The sequence below is a fragment of the Streptomyces sp. NPDC014656 genome, assembly GCF_043084305.1.
Classification (GTDB): Bacteria; Actinomycetota; Actinomycetes; order Streptomycetales; family Streptomycetaceae; genus Streptomyces.
In genome coordinates, this window is the sequence record NZ_JBIBZN010000001.1 from 290,172 (window position 1) to 306,928 (window position 16,757).

Sequence of the window (16,757 nt, forward strand, 5' to 3'; positions counted from 1 at the left end):
ACCCACCGTCGAAGGGACCGCCCGTGCCGCACCGCCCCGCGTCCGTCCTCCCGAAGCGCGGCGCCCGCGCCGCCCGGCTGCTCGCCGCCACCGCCGTCCTCGGCGGGCTGCTCCTCGCCACGGCCGCCCCCGCGTCGGCCGCCGCGCCGGAGCGCTCCGCCCCCCGCGCCGCCGCCAGGGCCGAGGCCCCCGCGACGGTCACCGTCACGGGCAGCGGAAGCGCCAGCGCCACACCCGACCTGGCGATCCTGACGGTGGGCGTGGAAGCCACCAGGGCGACGGCGAAGGAGGCGATGGCGGCGCAGAACACCGCCGCCGAGGCGCTGCTCGCCGTCCTGCGCAAGGAGCGCGTCGAGGACCGGGACATCCGCACCGACAGCCTCTCCCTCAACCCCGTCTACACCCAGACGACCGGGGGCGAGTCCAAGGTCACCGGCTACCAGGCGAGCCAGACCTTCTCCGTGAAGGTCCGCGACATCGACCGCACCGGGCAGGTCATCGGGGCCGTCAACGGCGCCACCGGGGACGCCGGCCGCGTCAACGGCGTCGTCTTCGACGTGGCCGACCCGAAGGAGCTTCGCGCCAAGGCCCGCGAGGCCGCCTACGAGGACGCGTACGAGAAGGCGTCCCAGCACGCCCGGCTGAGCGGCCACCGCCTCGGCCGGCTGGTCTCCCTCAGCGAGGGCGACTCGCTGCGGCCCGGCCACGGCGCGCTGCCGTCCATGCAGGCCGACGAGCCGAACGTGCCGCTCGCCCCGGGCGAGATCGAGGAGCAGGTCACCGTCTCGGCGGTCTTCGAACTGCTCTGACCCGGGCGCTCCTCGAACCGCTCCGGCCCCGGGGCCGGAGCGGCACGGGGCCGGAGCGTCCCCGGGCTCAGGGACCGGTCGGCGGGAGGCCCAGTTCGCGGTCGAGGGCCGCGTCCGCCCACCGGAGCATCGCCGTCCGGGAGAGGCCGCCGGCGTACACCGTGGTCTGGACGGCGAGGCCGTCCAGATAGGCGGTGAGCCGCCAGGCGGCGCCGGCCGGGTCGGGGCAGGGGAACTCGCCGGCGGCGACCCCCTCGTCGATCACGGCGGTGAGCGCCGCCTTCCACTCGCGGTCGAGCGAGGCGGCGACCCGGCGAAGCTCGGGGTCGCGCAGCCCGGCCGCCCACGCCTCGATCCACAGCCGCCAGCCCTTGGCCTGACCGGTGGGGGCGTACCAGCGGACGGCGGCGCGCAGCCGCCGCACCGCCGTCGAACGGCGCCCGAGGATCCGGCGCAGCTGCGCGAGGTCGCCCTCGGCGGCGTGCGCGAAGGCCGCCGCGACCAGCTGTTCCTTGGTGGAGAAGTGGTAGAGCACCAGTGCGTTGCTCACGCCGAGGGCGGCGGCCACGTCGGCGATCCGGACGGCGGTGGCACCCCGGGCCTCGATCTGCCCGACGGCGGCCCGCAGCAGCTCCTCGCGCCGCTCGGCCACGCTCAACCGCACTCTCGCCACGCCGTGCAGCCTACACAGCACGGGGCGCGGTCATGATCGTCAACGGGCCCTGGGGGCTACTGGGCCCGGGGAGCCCGCCGGGCCCGGGGAGCCCGCCGGGCCCCGGGAGGTCGGCCGTCCCCGGGGAGCCCGCCAGTACCGGTCAGCACCCGCCGGTACCGGTCAGTACCAGCCGTACCGGTCAGTACCAGCCGTACCGCTCGGCGATCACCGGCAGCCGCTCCGCCACCAGGGCGTGCGCCGCCGCGCGGGGGAGGACGCCGTCGGCCTCCGCCCGGTCGAGCACCGTCCCCACGAGGTCCCGCATCGCGCGGCGCACCCGCGCGAAGGCCTGGCCGGCGTCGGCCTCGACGTCGCCGAAGAGGGTCCACCACCACCAGGCATTGGTGCAGGAGTTGACCACCACGTCCGGCAGCACCGTCACCCCGCGCGCCGCGAGGGCCGCCTCGGCCTCGGGGAGCACCGGCATGTTCGCGGCCTCGGCGATCCAGCGGGCCGCGATCCGCTCCTGGTTCGAGGCGTCGACCGCGTACGAGACGGCGGCCGGCACGAGCACCTCCGCGTCGGCGGAGAGCCAGGCGTCCCCCGGCGCCTCCCGGTCGCCGGGGCGCAGGGCCGCCCGGTCCACCGTGCCGTGCCCGTCCCGGGCGGCGATCAGGGCCTCCACGTCGAGCCCGTCCGGGTTCACGACCGTGCCGCGCACGTCGGCCACCGCCACCACCGTCAGCCCGGCCCGGGCGAGGAAGCGGGCGGTGGCCGCGCCCATGGTGCCGAAGCCCTGCACGGAGACCCGGGTGCCCGCGTGGGGCCGCCCGGCGCGGTCCAGCGCGACCAGCACCGACTCGGCCACGCCGAGCCCGCCGACCAGGGCGTCCAGGCCGATGCCGTCGACCCGGACGGCGAAGGCGTCCGCGAGCCGCTTCCGGGCCGCCGCCTCGTCCTCCAGGAGCGGGAAGACGGCCTGCACCGAGGAGTCGAGCCCGGCCTCGGCCACCGCCCGGTCCACCGTCTCCTGGCTGAGCCCCAGGTCCTCCCCGGTGGTCCAGAACCGCTCCACGTAGGGCCGCATCGCCCGCAGGTAGCGGACGAGGACGCCGTACGCCTCGGGGGAGCGCGGATCGCAGTCGATGCCGCCCTTGGCGCCTCCCAGCGGCACGTACCGCGCGGACGGGTCGTAGTGCAGGGCCTCCTTCATGGTCATCCCGCGGGCGAGTCCGGCGACCTCCTCGGCGGTGCACCCCTCGCGCATCCGCAGTCCGCCGCTCGCCACGCCCCTGACCAGCCGGTCGACGACCAGATGGCCGCGGCGGCCGGTGACGTGGTCGGTCCAGGCGAGGGAGAGCAGCGGGGCGGCGGTCACGGGACTCCTCGGGGGCGGGTTACTGAACGTCGGTTCAGTATGGCCGACCGGACGGGACGGGACCGTGACGGGGGCGGGAAGCGGGAGCGGGAGCGGGGCGGGGACCGGGAGGGAGACGGGAGAGGTCCAGGGGAGGTGCGGGAGAGGCCCGGGGGCGGCACGGGAGAGGCACGGGAGAGGCCCGGGAGAGGCCCGGGAGAGGCCCGGGAGAGGCGAGGGGAGAACGGTCCCCCGGCCGGCCGCCCATAATGGAACGACCCCCACAGACCAGGAGGCCCCTGTGACCGGTACCGGCTCCGACTCCGACCGTTCCCTGCGGTCCCGGCTGCGCGCCCTGCGGCCCGAGTCCTTCGGCGCCGAGCCCACGGGGGAGCGGCTGGCCCGCATCCGCCGCTCGCCGCACTTCGCCGACGGCGTCTTCCAGAACCCGGAGGAGGCTCGCCGGGGCCCCTCCGGCTCCACCGCCGACCTGATGAAGATCTACTTCGAGCGGGAGGCGCGTGCCCGCCGGGCCCCGGCCGGGCTGATCCCCGTCCACCCGACGACCGTGGCCGACCTCGCCCGCCCCGCCACCACCGGACTGCGCATCACCTGGCTGGGCCACTCCAGCGTGCTCGCCGAGGTCGACGGCGTACGGATCCTCTTCGACCCGGTCTGGGGGGAGCGCTGCTCGCCCTTCTCCTTCGTCGGCCCCAAGCGGCTGCACCCGGCGCCCGCGCCGCTCGCCGCGCTCGGCCCGGTCGACGTCGTCGTGATCTCCCACGACCACTACGACCACCTCGACCTGCCGACCGTCAAGGCGCTGGCCTCCACCGATACCCTCTTCGCCGTCCCGCTCGGCGTCGGCGCCCACCTGGAACACTGGGGCGTCCCGGCCTCCCGGCTGCGCGAGCTGGACTGGCACGAGTCCACCGAGATCGGCGACCTCACCCTCACCGCCACCCCGGCCCGCCACTTCTGCGGCCGCGCCATCCGCAACCAGCAGCACACCCTCTGGGCCTCCTGGTCGGTCCGGGGCCCCCGCCACCGGATCTTCCACAGCGGCGACACCGGCTACTTCCAGGGCTTCGCGTCCATCGGCGCCGCCCACGGGCCCTTCGACGTGACCATGATCCAGATCGGCGCCTACTCCGAGTTCTGGCCCGACATCCACATGACCCCCGCCGAGGGCGTCCGTGCCCACCTCGACCTCCAGGGCGGCGGGCCCGCCGGGGTGCTGCTGCCGATCCACTGGGGCACGTTCAACCTCGCCCCGCACGCCTGGGCGGAGCCGGGGGAGTGGACGAAGGACGCGGCGGAGGAGGCGGGGCAGGCGGTGGCGTTCCCGCGTCCCGGCGAGCCGTTCGAGCCGGCGGGGAAGCTGCCCGTGGACGCCTGGTGGCGCGGGGTGTCCCAGCCCCTCGCCCGTCCGTGGCGCGGCCCGGAGCCGGTGCGGACTCCTGTCGAGGCGTCCGGGCGCGACCTCGACCTGGCGGGCGATCGGTGACGTCGGGTTGGGGTCCGGTGCGGTGACGGGGCGGGCGGGGCGGTGTTTCAGGCGGCTCTGGTCAGGGCGGACCGGTTCGTGTCGTGCCCGTGCCGGGCGGGTGTCGTGAGGCCGGTCGTGAGGTCCTGTCCGTCGTGGCGGGGCCAGAGGAGGAGGGCGCCGGCCGCTCCCGCCGCGGCGAGGGCCGCGAGGACGGACCAGGCGAGGGTGAAGCCGGTGTCCGTGCCGAGCCGTCCCGCGACGGGATAGGTGATCAGCCAGGCCAGGTGGGAGAGGGAGAACTGGGCCGCGAACGCCCCGGGGACCGCGTTCCGCCCGACGGAGGACCGGATGACCTTGCCGGTCGGCGTGATGACCAGGGCCGTGCCGATGCCGATCGCGGTCCAGACGATCGCCGTCCCGGTCCACGTGAGGAGGCCTGCGGCGGCGAGCGCGGCCGCGGCGGCCGTGCCGCCGACGAGGACTCCGGCGCCTGTCGTCATGACGGTCCGGGCGGCGACCCGGTCGAGGACGCGGGGGAGGACCAGTGCGGCCAGGAGGGTTCCGGTGCCGGAGGCGGCGAGCATCCAGGCGACGTCCGACCGCGAGCCGCCGAGCCCGTCGCGGACGTGGTTGACGGTGTTGACGACGACGATCGATCCTGCCGCCGCGACCACGAGGTCGAGCGCCAGGACGCCGCGCAGCCGTGGCGTCCCGAGGAAGGTCCCGATTCCGGCCGTCGCCCTCTCCCACGCCGTGGCGCGGTCGCCCGGGCGGGCGTCGGGGACGCGCGTCGACAGGACGAGCAGGGCGGAGGCGAGAAATCCGGCGGAGGTGCCGAGGAACAGCCGGTCGAAGCTCAGGAACGACAGGGCGACGGCCGCCAGCACCGGACTGAGCAGGCTCTCCATGGTGGAGGCGACCTGCGAGGCGGACAGGGCGCGCGTGTAGTCGGCCTCGTCGGGCACGATGTCGGGGATGACGGCCTGGAACGTCGGGGTGAACGCCGCGGAGGCGGCCTGGAGGAGGCCGATCAGCACGTAGATCTGCCAGACCTCGGTGACCAGCGGCAGTGCCAGGACCACCATGGCGCGGGCCGCGTCGAGGAGGAACAGGAACGTTCTCCTGGGGAGCCGGTCGACGTAGGCGGCGGCCAGCGGAGCGATGACCACGTACAGGACCATCTTGACGGTCAGGGCGGTGCTGAGCACCACGCCGGCGCGCGGACCGGCGAGTTCGTAGGCGAGGAGACCGAGGGCCACCGTGGTCAGCCCGGTCCCGAACAGGGCGATGACCTGGGCGCCGAACAGACGGCGGTAGTCGCGGATGGCGAAGAGGCGCATGGCGGGGTTCCTTCCGTGTCCGTGCGGCGGGGCGCGGCCTCGGGGCGGAGGCCGCGCCCCGCGGGTACAGGCGGGTGGGTTCTCGGGCATGGGTGTCGTTCTCCTGGATGTCGGGTGTCGGCGGGGTGAGCGCCCCCCGGTCGTGACGGACGCTCGATTCCGGCCCCGCGCGCACGGGCGGTCAGTGGTGGGCGTGGTGTTCGTCGTGGTTCCCGTGGTGCCCGTGGTGTTCGTCGTGGTTCCCGTGGGCGGTCGCGTGCGGGGCCTCGGTGGTGTGGGCCGTGAACTCGGCCGTGCGGACGACGCCGTCGTGCTGGAAGTCCAGGTACAGGCGGTAGGTGCCGGCCGAGGGCGCGACCGCCATGAAGACGATGTCGGGTCCCGGTGCGGTGACGCCGTCGCCGGGTGCGCCCTCCGGGTGGACGTGGAGGTAGCCCAGGTCGCCGACCCGCAGCGCCACGAGGTGTCCGTACGCGGCCAGGTAGGGCTGGAGGTCGGTGACGGGACGCCCGCCCCGGCTGACGGTGAGGGTCAGCTCGCTCGCCTCGCCGGGCACCAGCGCGCCGTCGAGCGTGACGGTGTACTCGCCGGTCCGCGCGGTCCCGGTGGCCCGGGGGAGCGGCCGGGGGTCGTACGGTCCGGCGACCGCGACGTCGATCCCCAGGGTCAGGGTCCCGTCGTGGCCGGCCGGGTGGATGTCGGCGAAGAGCCTCCAGTCCCCGGGCTCCAGGGTCAGTTCGGTGCTCCAGGTGCCCTTCTCGTCCCGCACCGGGTGCACGTGCTGGAATCCGGCGGTGTCCCGTCGGACGGCGATGAAGTGCAGTTCCTTCTCGTGCTCGGGGACGAACTCGGTCACCGCCCGCCCGTCCGGGCCGGTCACCCTGAAGTCGATCCGCCGCACGCCGGCGGCGAGGACCGTCGCGTCGAGTTCGAGGGTGTACCCGTCCTCCGAGACCGACAGGCCGCCGGGCCGGCCTCCGCCGTGGCCGCCGTGGCCGCCGTGCTCCGCGTGAGCGCCGTGGTCGTGACCGGCGTGGTTCTTCATGACGTCTCCCCTGGTGTGGTGCGGTTCCTGGCGTCGTCCGTTCAGGACGACGATCATAACCATATACCCCCAGGGGGTATTCCGGGTGGAGAGGGGAATCCCGCGAGGAGGCTGTCGGTGCCCCGGGGTCCTGTGACCACGATCACCCGTTCTCCCCGGGGCCCGTGTCAACCGGAGGACCCGCGACAGGCGTATGCGGGATGTAACCGAAGATCCGGGAGTGTTCGTTGACCGTCGAGGAGTTCGAAGAGTTCTACGCCCATGCGGTGGCGCGGCTCACGGGACAGCTGTACGTGATGCTCGGTGATCTGCACGAGGCGCAGGACGTCGTGCAGGAGGCCTTCGTCAAGGGCTGGAACCGCCGTCGGCAGCTCGACCGCGACGGACAGCCGGAGGCGTGGATCCGCACGGTGGCGTGGCGGCTCGCGGTGAGCCGGTGGCGGTTCCGGCGGCGCACGGGCGAGGCGTGGCGGCGGGGCGGGGTCCCGCCGGTGGTGGCGGGCCCCGAGCCGGACCACCTCGTGCTCGTCGAGGCGCTGCGGGGGCTCCCGCCGCAGCAGCGGCGCGCCCTCGCCCTGCACTACCTGTGCGATCTGAGCGTCGACCAGGTCGCCGCCGAGACCGGCCTGTCGGCCGGCACAGTCAAGACCCATCTGTCCCGCGGCCGGGCGGCACTCGCCCACCGGATCGAGGACCCGCGGGGCACCCGCCCCGGCATCGACCACCCGTCCCGCGAGGAGGCATCCGGTGAATGAGTCCCACGACCCGCTCAAGTCGCTCTTCGAGGAGGCGGCGGCCTCCGGCCGGGCCCGTGCCTCCTGTCCGCCGGTCGGCGAGATCAGCGCCCGCGGTCGGCGCGTCCGCCGGCGCCGCCTCGCGGTGCTCGCCGCGGGCGCCTGCCTCGTCGTGGGTGCCGGGGGAGCGACGCTCGCCTCCCTGCTGCCCGGCCCCTCCGAGCCCGTCGTACCCGCGACCAGTCCCTCGGTGAGCGGCCCCGCCCCGGCGGACACGACCGCCCCCCTCCCGGCGACGACGTCCCCCTCCTCCGCTCCCGCCACCACCATGGGATCCCCCGCCACCGCCACGACGACCACTCCGCCCGGCACTCCCTAGGAACCGCCCTGCCCGCCCCCCGGGACCGCCACCCGCCCACTGGCCGTCCCGCGCCCCGTCACGCCCTTCGAGAGAGCGGAATGTCCCCGATGACCCTCGCGGAACGAGACATACGAGATATACGAGATATACGAGATGTACGAGACATGAGAGACGTGGGAGACCTGCGAGACCTGCGAGGCCCGCGAGACGGGGCGCCGGCAGGTACGGCTCCGGTCGGGGGCGCCGTCCGCGGCGCCGGTCCGGCGACGTGGCCCCTCCGCCTTCGTCTCCGCCTCGACGCCGTCGACCGGGACGTCCTGACGCTCTACCTGCTCACCCGAGTCGCCCTTCTCCTCGTCGCCTACTGCACCGCCTGGCTCTTTCCCCGCGACCCCGGGGCCCACCGGCCGGAAGGCTTCGCCGCCGTCGTCGGACAGTGGGACTGGGGCCACTTCCTGAACATCGCCCGCGACGGCTACTTCCCCGAAGACCCCGCCGCCCGCCCCGCGGAACGGGACAACCGGGAGGCGTTCTTCCCCGGCTTCCCGCTCGCCCTGCGCGCGCTCCACCTCCTCGTCGGCGACTGGACCGCCGCCGGCCTCCTCATCTCCCTCGTCGCCGGAGCCGTCGCGGTCCTCGCGCTCGGCCGCGTCGCCCGGCTCCACCTGCCCGCGGCGGCCGGTGCCCGTCACGCCGTCGTACTCCTCCTGGTGTCGCCGTGCGCCGTCTTCCTCGCCGTCGGCTACACCGAGTCCCTCTTCCTGGCCTTCGCCCTTCCCGCCTGGCTCGCCGCCCGGCGACACGACTGGCGGCTCGCCGCACTCCTGGCGACCTGCGCCACCACCGTGCGCGTCACCGGGCTCTTCCTCGTCGCGGCGCTCGTCGTCCACTTCGTCCTGACGGCCCGTGAGCACGGCGGGCCGCGCCGGTGGGCGTGGCTGGCGCTGCCCGCGCTCCCGCCGCTCCTCTACTCCTGGTACCTGCACGCGCACACCGGCGACTGGATGGCCTGGAAGCACGCGCAGGAACGCGGCTGGTACCGCCGCTTCCACGCCCCCTGGGAGTCCTGGAGCACCACCTGGGAGGCCGCCTTCGGGCACGGCTACACCACCCCGTACGCCCTCATGTGGCAGGCCGAACTCGTCGCCATGGGCGTCGGACTGGTCGCGGTGGCCCTGCTCGCGCGTGCCCGCCGCTGGCCCGAGGCCGTCTACATCGCGCTCAGCCTGTGGGCCCTGGGCACCTCGTACTGGTACATGTCCATCCCCCGCGCCACCCTCCTGTGGTGGCCCCTGTGGATCGGACTGGCCTCCTGGACGCTGAACAGGCCCCGGTGGCTCGCCGTCTGGCTCTGCCTCTCGGCACCCCTCTCCGCCGTCCTCGCCGTGACCTACTTCTCGGGGCGCTGGGCGGGCTGAACGCCGTCGGGACCGGCGCCGGCTCGCTCTCCTCGGCCGCCTCACGCAGTTCGTGGCCCGTCACCCGTCTCCGTCTCCCGCGTGTCCGTGCGTGGGCAGGGAAAGAATGTCCTATGTGGTGATCCATGGGCATTTCGGAGAATCGGCGCGGAGCGGTGAGCCGTCGCGCGTTCACGGCGGCGGTCATGGGCGGAACGGCGGCGGTGGTCCTCGGCGGCTGCTCGCCGGGCGCGGCGGGGAGCGACGGCGTGGATGAGGAGGAGGCGCTCGCGCGGGCCCGCTCCTTCCTCGACCGCCGGGTCGACGAGGCGGCGGGCGGTGCCCGGCAGGGACTGCCGCGCAGCTACACCGGCGGCTGGATGGAGACCCACCACTCCACCGTGGCCTTCACCTACGACGTCGCGCTCACCGTGATCGCCTCCTGCGCGCGCGGGACGGACGCCGGCCTGGAGCGGGCCGGCGCCCTCGCCGGGACCCTGCTCGCCCTCCAGGACGGCGACCCCGCCGGGGACGGCCGGATCCGCCAGTCGTACGCCTCCGGGAAGGTCACCGCCGCCGACGGGCTGCCGGCCGTCGCCGCCGCCGACTCCTTCACCGGCGCGCAGGCGTGGACGGGCCTGGCCCTCCTCCACGTCCACCGGGCGACGGGCGGCGCCGCGTACCGTACCGGCGCGCTGCGGCTCGCCGAGTGGATCCAGGACCACACGGCCTCCGCCACCGGTACGCCGGGTTACACCGGTGGCGTGCCCGCCTCCGGTTCCCCCCTCACCTGGAAGTCCACCGAGCACAACATCGACGTCGCCGCCTTCTTCCGGGCCCTCGCCGCCGCCACCGGGGACAGCTCGTGGGCCGACCGGTCGGCCGTCGCGGCCGGCTTCCTCGACGCCCTGTGGGACGCGGAGGGCGGCGCCTTCTGGACCGGTACCGGCACGGACGGCGTCACCGTCAACCGCTCGCCGGTCCCGGAGGACCCGCAGAGCTGGTCCTTCCTGGCGACCGGTGACGCCCGGCACGCCGGGTCGCTGGACTGGGCGCTCAGCCGTCTGGCCGCCGAGGACGGCGGGTTCCGCGGGGTGTCGGTCAGCGACGCCGACACCTCCAAGGTCTGGTTCGAGGGCACCGCGCACATGGCGGCGGCGCTCCGCCGCCGGGGCGGCGACGGGGACGGGGAGCGGGCCGGCCGGCTCCTCGCCACCCTCCGCGCGGCCCAGGCCCACGCCCCGAACGCCGACGGGTACGGCATCGTCGCCGCCTCCTCGGACGGGCTGAGGACGGGTGACGGGGACACCCTGTACGCCAGTCTCCACACCGGTACGACGGCGTGGTTCGCGCTCGCCGCGCAGGGCGCGGACCCGTTCCTCCTGGAGTGAGGGCTCAGGTCAGCCAGAGGGCGCGGGCCGTCAGCAGGGCGGCGACGAGCAGCACCGCCAGCAGTTCCCGCCACAGCAGCCGCCGGTCGTGCCGGCGGTCCTCCGCGGTCAGCTCCGCCACGTGCCGCGCCGTATCCTCGTCCGCCCCCGGCGCCTGGCCCGCCGCCGGCTCCCCGGGGCCCGCTCCCGGCTTCCCGGGGTCCGCCGCCCTCATCGTCCCGCCGCCACCTTCCCGGTCTTCTCGGTCTTGTCCCACTTCAGTTCCGCGTTCCGCCGCTCCTGCACCCAGGCCGCCACCAGGCAGGCCGCGAGCAGCGAGCCGTACCCCACCAGGTGCAGCAGCACCGGCGCGAGGAACCGCGCCCGGGTTCCGGTGAGCAGCTTCGCGAGCCACGCGAGGGGCAGGGCGAGGCCCATCCAGGCGTAGACCACGACCATCAGGAGCTGGGGCGAGCCGTCGTCCGTGAACAGCCCGGCCCGTTCCAGGAGCGGCAGGAAGACCGAAGGGAGCCCGGTGACCACGAGGACGCAGGTGGAGACGATCCCCGGGTAGAGCAGCGCCTCCCGCCCGCACCGCCGGAAGGTTCCCGGGTCCACGGCCGCCGCCATCAGGATGATCAGCAGGTAGCAGACGAGGTTGATCACCCACAGCCGGTGGAACAGCTGCCAGGAGCGGTCCGAGTCGGTGAGGTAGAGGTAGAGCAGCGAGGCCGAACAGGCCGTCAGCAGCACCGGGGTCGCGAGCAGCGAGTACCAGATCAGGCCGAAGAGGACCGAGCCGAGCCGGTGTCCCTCCCGCCGCTTCCACGGCCGGAACCACAGGTGCCGGTAGCGGCGGGTCACCTGGAGGTTGCCCCGCGCCCAACGCAGCCGCTGCTTCCACAGTCCGGCCAGGTCGCCCGGTTCCTCGGCGAGCACGGTGGCGTACCCGTCGAAGACGACCCGGCGGCCGGCCAGCTGGGTCTCGAAGGTGGTGACGGTGTCCTCGGCCAGCGTGGAGGTGTCGATCCGGCCGCCGATCGCCTCCAGGCTCGCCCGGGTGTGCAGCTGCGCCCCGCCGGCCAGGCAGGCGACGACGCCGAGGACGTTCTGCGCGCGCCGGGCGGCGGCCTGGGCGGTGATGTACTCGAAGGCGATGTAGCGGGTCAGGTAGTTGCCCTGCTTCCCGCTGCCCTCCTTGATGTACGCGGTGACGGCGCCGACCCCGGGGTCGGCGAGGTGACGGGTCATCCGCAGCAGGGCGTCGGGGTCGAAGACGACGTCGGCGTCCATGACGAGCACGGCCTCGGCCCAGTCGTCGCCGAGGACGTGGGCGAGGCCGTGGTTGAGGGTGTGGGCCTTGCCCTGGCCGCCGTCCTCCCGGCGCAGGTGCACCACCCGTCCGGGGTGACGGGCCGTCAGCTCCCGCATCACCTCCGGCGTCGCGTCGGTGCTGGCGTCGTCGACGACCACGACCCGGAGGCGGTCCGGCGGGTAGCGCAGGGCGAGCAGCCCCTCGACGGACGAGGCGAGCACCGGCGCCTCGTTCCAGGCCGGGACGAGGACGGCGGTGCGGGGCACGCACGGCGGCCGGTCCTCGTACAGGTGCCGGAAGCGCTGGAGGCCGACCAGCAGGAACTGGAGCACGGCGACCACCAGCGGCACCGCCCCGAGGAAGACGGTCACCGTCGCCACGGCGTGCGCGGTCTGGCTCAGGACGTGCACCGTTCCTCCGTCGTCGCGCCGGCCAGGGCCTCCGTGACCCAGGGGAAGCGGCCCACGTCCGCCGCCCGGTGGGCGTCGCTGCCGGCCCCGAGCCGGACCCCGGCGCGGTGCAGCAGCCGGGCCGTGCGGACGGAGGGGCAGCGCCACTTCTCGTTCAGCTCGACCGCCGCGTCCCGCTCCCGGCAGGCCCGCGCCAGCGGCTCCAGCAGCGCCGCGTCGACGCCCTCCTCGTCGAGCCCGGCCTTGGGCAGCACGCTGAACAGGTGCGCCACATGGGTGGTGAGTCCCTCGGGGACCCGCTCCACCGCGCGCGCCGTCGCGAGGACGAGCAGCCGCAGCGCCTCGTCCGGCGCGAGCCGGCCCCCGTCGAGCAGGGCCCGTACGGCCTCGGGGTGGGCGGGCCCGTCGGGCAGCGGGAAGCGGTGGTCGGCCAGGGCGACGTGCTCGATGCCCGTCAGGTCCGCCGGGAGGTCGATCCGGCCCTCGGTGTCGAGGACCTTCGCCTCCACCCCGCACACCAGCTCCAGGGGCGCCGTGGCGCGCGCCGCGCGGACGGCCCCGGCGTACCCCGGGAGGTAGGAGGTGTCCGCGCGCACGTGGTCGGTGAGCACGAGCGTACGGAGCCCGGCGTCCGCCGCCGCCGCGACGACGGCGGCGAGGGGGTCGTGCCCGTCGGACGAGAAGTCGGTGTGGGCGTGCAGGTCGGTACGCAGCGGATCGCGGCCCGGGAGCGGCCGGGCCCGGGCCGCCTCGCCGGTCACGCCGCCGCCTCCCGGTCCCCTCCGGCGTCCGGCGGGGCGGCCTCGGTGACGTCGCCCATGTCGCCGAGCTCGCGCGGCGCGAGGACGACGTCCTGCCAGTGGCGGACGACCGCGGTCTCGCGGTGGGCGATCCGCTCCGGCGGCTCCGTGCCGAGCAGCGAGGCGACCGCCCACTTCGGCATGTCCACCCCGGCGGCCACCGTCAGCGACATGCCGCCCGGCGGGCGGGGGTTGACCTCCAGGAGGGCGGCCTTCCCGGCCCGGTCCTCGCGGACCTGGACGTTGAGGACGCCGCGCAGCCCGAGGGTGCGGACGGTGTCCTCGGCGATCCCGGACAGCTCCGGCAGGTCCAGCACCCGGCCGGCCACGACGATGCCCGAGTCCGTCTTGTCCCGGGCGCGGGGCACGGCGGCCACGACCCGCCCCGAGGCGTCCGTGAGCACGTCGACCGAGTACTCGGTGCCCGGCAGGAACTCCTGGAGCAGGTAGGAGCCGTCCTGCGGCAGCCCGGCCAGCTCCCCGGCGGAGCGGACGAGGACGATGCCCCGGGAGCCGGAGCCGGTGCGCGGCTTGGCGATGGCCGGGAAGCCGCCGCCGGGCTCCGCCGCGCCGGGGGAGCCGACGAGCCGGGTGTCCGGCAGCCGTACCGCGCCCTGGCAGGCCTCGGCGAGCCGCCACTTGTCCAGGCAGGTCTCCAGGGCCCCGGCGGGGGAGACCAGCACCCGGACGCCCGCGTCGGCGAAGGCGTCGGCGGCGCGGGCGAGGGCCACCAGTTCGGCGTCGACGGTCGGCACCAGGACGTCGATCTCGTGCCGCGCGCACAGCCGCAGCAGCGCCTCGGCGTAGCCGGGGGCGGCGCCGGGCGGCACCAGCGTCCGGTAGGCGCGCGGGACGAGGTAGAGGCCGGCGCCGTTGGGGTCGAGGTCCGCCGCGTACCGCTCGGCCGCCCCGTCCAGGGCGCGCAGGAAGCACACGCCGGAGGGCCCGCCGGCGCCCGTGACGAGGACCCGGGGCGGCCGGCCGAGGGGCAGCGAGAGGTCGGGCTCAGAAGAGGAGGGGGGTGCGCTCATGGACGAGCTCCAGGGGTTCGGCGTAGCGGGTCTGGGAGAAGCGGCCCCAGTAGCGGGCGGTGGAGCGCAGCAGGTCCTCGTCGAGGTACCAGCGGCTCGCGGCCTGTGAGTGGTGCGCGGCGATCGCGGCGAGCTTGGCCTCCACGTCGACCTCGCTCAGTTCGATGAAGCGGTTCGGCCGGTAGGCCACGGTGGCGGAGGGGGACTGGTAGCAGGCGAGCCGGGCCACCTTGCGGCAGGCCACGAGCGTGGCGCGGTGCACGGCCCGGTGGTCCTGGTGGGTGTCGCTCTCGGAGTGGACGATGACGACGTCGGGCGCGGTCTCGGCGACCGCCCGTTCGACGGCTTCCACGGTGACGCGGTCGTCCGCCATGGACCCGTCCGGCAGGTCCTCCATGAGGAGGCGGGCGCCCAGCACCTCGGCGGCGCGGTGCGCCTCCTTCCGGCGCCGTGCGGGGTCGCCGCCGTTTCCGCCGCCGGACATGGTGAGTACGGTGACGGCCCAGCCGCTGTGCGCGCGGCGGTGGATGGTGCCGCCCAGGCCGATCTCGACGTCGTCGGGGTGGGCGCCGACCACCAGCATGCGCAGCGAACCCTGCCCGGAGCCCTCGACGCCGAGCGGGTCCGCCCGTTCCGCGACGGCCCGGGCGACAGCCGCCGCCAGCCCCTCCGGATCGGAGCGCTCGACCAGGTCGGCGGCCCGGCCGCGCAGCGCGGCGACCGCCAGCCGGGCGCTGGGGGCGTCGTCGGTCACGACCACGGGGATCCCGGGGTGCAGGGCCCGCCAGTCCTTCAGGAACCGGCCCAGCGAGCCGTCGTCCCCGCCGAAGCCGGTGTGCCACACGGCGGCGTCCCAGAACCGCACGGGCGCGGGCGGGTCGGCGCCGGCGCGCAGGAACGCCTCCGGGGAGTCGACGGCGTGCACCGAGGAGGCGCCGTGCTCGCGCAGGCTCCGGGCGAGGCGAGCGGCGGTCTCCGCGTCCCGTTCGCCGAGGAGGATGTGCGTTCCGGCGAGGGGGGAGGGCCCGGCGCCGCTGTGGCCACCCACATCCGCGGCATCGAACATTTCGGACATATCGTGCACATTACCGTGCGGTGCCGATCTCTCCACCGGGGCGGGAACCCCGGCCGGGAGGGTGCCTGCCCGCGCTCGTCGGCCTCGCGCCCACCGGCCTTCGGTGCCCCGGCGGGCTCCCTCGGTTCCACCCTTCGCGCGCGGGCCGGGTGGCGAGGGAGAAGCCCCCCCGTGCGGGATCGCCGGGGAACGGCGGTCCGCCACGGGGGCGCGGGGCGGCACCACGGTGCCGCGGCCCGTGCTTCGCCGCCGGGCCGGCACCCTCCTCGCATCCGGTCAGCCGCCGTGGGCCCCGGGGCCCGGCCGGAACGTCGGGTCGAGGTCGTACCGGGCGATGCCGAACGGCCGGAAGTCCTTGTCCGCCAGGACCCTGTAGAGGAACTCCGACGTCGACATGTCGTACTCGCACCACTCGCCGGCCTCGCCCCGCGCGAGGACGGGACAGGCGCCGGGCTGCTGCGCGTCGACGAGCCAGCAGTATTCGGTGCCCCATTCGGTCGAGGCCCATGTGATGTACCCCTTGCCGCCCGGCGTGTACTCCTGGTACTGGCCGCTGTCCGCGGGAAGGCGAAGGGAAAGGGGCGCTCGCCACCGCAGGAGAAAATTGAAATGAGACCCTTCCGCGCGGCCGAGGAAAGAGACGGAGTCACAGAAGGTTCCGCCGCCGAGGACTTCGCACAGCTGCTTGAAGTCCGCCGGCAGGGGAACGCGAAGCTCCTCCTCGACCGCCGCCCAGTCGACGGAGTGCGCCGACGGCTCCCGGCCGGTGAACTCGAGGATGCGTCGCACCCACATGCAAGGACCTTTCGCAGAAGGGCGGGCGCGGGCGGACACCGGCACCGATGCCCGCCCGCACCCTTGGTGATCCACCGTAGCGACCTGCGGTTCGAGCCCCGTCGGCGTGCCGGACGGCGAGGGGACCGGGTGGCATCTCTCCCGCGTCCAGGTTCAGCCACTTGATGGCCGAACTGTCGGGAACGACGTTCTCGCCCGTGTGGTGGGAGGTCACCTCGTAGTGGGCCGTCCGCCCCTTGGCCGCCATGTCGGAGACCTGGTTCCCGTGCGCCGCCATCACCCTCTGATGGGGTCCGACGTACAAGGTGACGAGGTTCCGCATCTCGGTACCGCCACCACCCGGCCGAATTCCCTGCACCAGTCACCGCCGCACGTGCGGCCGTCCAGCTCGGCGAAACTCGGGGGTTTCCGCCGGTGAAGGCGTAACGGTTTCCGGCGTACGGGTCGGAAGCGGGCCCCGTGTCCGCGAGGGCGACGTTGTGCATGTCCCGGCCGGTGAACCGGTCGAGGCCGGGGTGGCAGGTCTCCTCGGCCGGGCCGTCGGCGGTCTTGCCGTCGGCCGTCCTGGACGCCGTGCGGTCGGGCGGGTCGTAGGCGAAGGACTTCTTTCCGGCGGCCCGTCCCGCCGGACCCGTCACGCACCGGCTTCACGCCGTCGGCGACCACGAGCCCGCCGCTCTTCCGCTCAAGGGCGTACGTGCCGAGCCGGACCCGGCTGCCGGTCGCGGCGTTCCGGTCCTCGGTCGGCGCGGGATCCGTGGCGACACCCGGCGA

The 16,757-nt window shown here is 75.0% G+C and carries 15 protein-coding genes; 6 read left to right on the top strand and 9 right to left on the bottom strand.

Annotation, left to right across the window (positions count from 1 at the left end):
• Nucleotides 1–23: 23 nt before the first annotated feature.
• Nucleotides 24–809 (top strand): SIMPL domain-containing protein, encoded by a 786-nt coding sequence (locus tag ACF1ED_RS01455; protein WP_391756332.1) that lies wholly within the window; start codon nucleotides 24–26, stop codon nucleotides 807–809.
• Nucleotides 810–876: 67 nt separating this feature from the next.
• Here the strand turns inward: ACF1ED_RS01455 and ACF1ED_RS01460 are convergent, their stop codons facing one another.
• Both ACF1ED_RS01460 and ACF1ED_RS01465 read right to left on the bottom strand, forming a co-directional pair.
• Nucleotides 877–1,482, bottom strand: coding sequence for a TetR/AcrR family transcriptional regulator (locus ACF1ED_RS01460; RefSeq protein WP_391756334.1), 606 nt, complete (start codon nucleotides 1,480–1,482; stop codon nucleotides 877–879).
• 181 nt (nucleotides 1,483–1,663) lie between these two features.
• A complete protein-coding gene (locus ACF1ED_RS01465; RefSeq protein WP_391756336.1) occupies nucleotides 1,664–2,842 on the bottom strand; it encodes a Glu/Leu/Phe/Val dehydrogenase dimerization domain-containing protein in 1,179 nt (392 codons plus the stop codon).
• A 280-nt stretch (nucleotides 2,843–3,122) separates the two neighbouring features.
• Here ACF1ED_RS01465 and ACF1ED_RS01470 point away from each other — a divergent pair, with 280 nt between their 5' ends.
• Entirely contained in the window at nucleotides 3,123–4,328 is a 1,206-nt protein-coding gene (locus tag ACF1ED_RS01470; RefSeq protein ID WP_391756338.1) for an MBL fold metallo-hydrolase, read from the top strand.
• Nucleotides 4,329–4,375: 47 nt separating this feature from the next.
• Here ACF1ED_RS01470 and ACF1ED_RS01475 read toward each other — a convergent pair whose 3' ends face one another.
• Both ACF1ED_RS01475 and ACF1ED_RS01480 read right to left on the bottom strand, forming a co-directional pair.
• Nucleotides 4,376–5,650, bottom strand: coding sequence for an MFS transporter (locus ACF1ED_RS01475; protein ID WP_391756339.1), 1,275 nt, complete (start codon nucleotides 5,648–5,650; stop codon nucleotides 4,376–4,378).
• 181 nt (nucleotides 5,651–5,831) lie between these two features.
• On the bottom strand, nucleotides 5,832–6,695 hold the full coding sequence (locus ACF1ED_RS01480; RefSeq protein WP_391756340.1) for a hypothetical protein: 864 nt from the start codon (nucleotides 6,693–6,695) through the stop codon (nucleotides 5,832–5,834).
• 227 nt (nucleotides 6,696–6,922) lie between these two features.
• Here ACF1ED_RS01480 and ACF1ED_RS01485 point away from each other — a divergent pair, with 227 nt between their 5' ends.
• From ACF1ED_RS01485 to ACF1ED_RS01500, 4 genes are all read left to right on the top strand, one after another.
• Nucleotides 6,923–7,450, top strand: coding sequence for a SigE family RNA polymerase sigma factor (locus tag ACF1ED_RS01485; protein WP_391756341.1), 528 nt, complete (start codon nucleotides 6,923–6,925; stop codon nucleotides 7,448–7,450).
• The gene (locus ACF1ED_RS01490; RefSeq protein WP_391756342.1) at nucleotides 7,443–7,808 is read left to right on the top strand and encodes a hypothetical protein; all 366 of its coding nucleotides are present in this window, start codon (nucleotides 7,443–7,445) and stop codon (nucleotides 7,806–7,808) included. The genes ACF1ED_RS01485 and ACF1ED_RS01490 overlap by 8 nt, the downstream gene beginning before the upstream one ends.
• 146 nt (nucleotides 7,809–7,954) lie before the next feature.
• Nucleotides 7,955–9,208 (top strand): mannosyltransferase family protein, encoded by a 1,254-nt coding sequence (locus tag ACF1ED_RS01495; RefSeq protein ID WP_391756343.1) that lies wholly within the window; start codon nucleotides 7,955–7,957, stop codon nucleotides 9,206–9,208.
• A gap of 155 nt (nucleotides 9,209–9,363) precedes the next feature.
• The gene (locus ACF1ED_RS01500) at nucleotides 9,364–10,578 is read left to right on the top strand and encodes a Tat pathway signal sequence domain protein (protein WP_391756344.1); all 1,215 of its coding nucleotides are present in this window, start codon (nucleotides 9,364–9,366) and stop codon (nucleotides 10,576–10,578) included.
• Nucleotides 10,579–10,788: 210 nt separating this feature from the next.
• On the opposite strand, the gene ACF1ED_RS01505 is transcribed toward ACF1ED_RS01500, so the two are convergent.
• The 5 genes from ACF1ED_RS01505 to ACF1ED_RS01525 all read right to left on the bottom strand — a co-directional run bounded on the left by ACF1ED_RS01505 (nucleotide 10,789) and on the right by ACF1ED_RS01525 (nucleotide 15,977).
• On the bottom strand, nucleotides 10,789–12,282 hold the full coding sequence (locus tag ACF1ED_RS01505; protein WP_391756345.1) for a glycosyltransferase: 1,494 nt from the start codon (nucleotides 12,280–12,282) through the stop codon (nucleotides 10,789–10,791).
• Nucleotides 12,270–13,043, bottom strand: coding sequence for a PHP domain-containing protein (locus tag ACF1ED_RS01510; protein ID WP_391756346.1), 774 nt, complete (start codon nucleotides 13,041–13,043; stop codon nucleotides 12,270–12,272). The genes ACF1ED_RS01505 and ACF1ED_RS01510 overlap by 13 nt, the downstream gene beginning before the upstream one ends.
• Nucleotides 13,040–14,113 carry an ATP-grasp domain-containing protein gene (locus ACF1ED_RS01515; RefSeq protein ID WP_391756347.1) on the bottom strand — a complete coding sequence of 358 codons (1,074 nt, stop codon included), beginning with the start codon at nucleotides 14,111–14,113 and terminating at the stop codon, nucleotides 13,040–13,042. Before ACF1ED_RS01515 ends, ACF1ED_RS01510 begins: the two co-directional genes overlap by 4 nt.
• Complete coding sequence (locus ACF1ED_RS01520; RefSeq protein WP_391756348.1) at nucleotides 14,088–15,179, bottom strand: PIG-L family deacetylase; 1,092 nt, start codon at nucleotides 15,177–15,179, stop codon at nucleotides 14,088–14,090. Before ACF1ED_RS01520 ends, ACF1ED_RS01515 begins: the two co-directional genes overlap by 26 nt.
• A gap of 285 nt (nucleotides 15,180–15,464) precedes the next feature.
• A complete protein-coding gene (locus tag ACF1ED_RS01525; protein WP_391756349.1) occupies nucleotides 15,465–15,977 on the bottom strand; it encodes an SMI1/KNR4 family protein in 513 nt (170 codons plus the stop codon).
• Nucleotides 15,978–16,757: the final 780 nt, after the last annotated feature.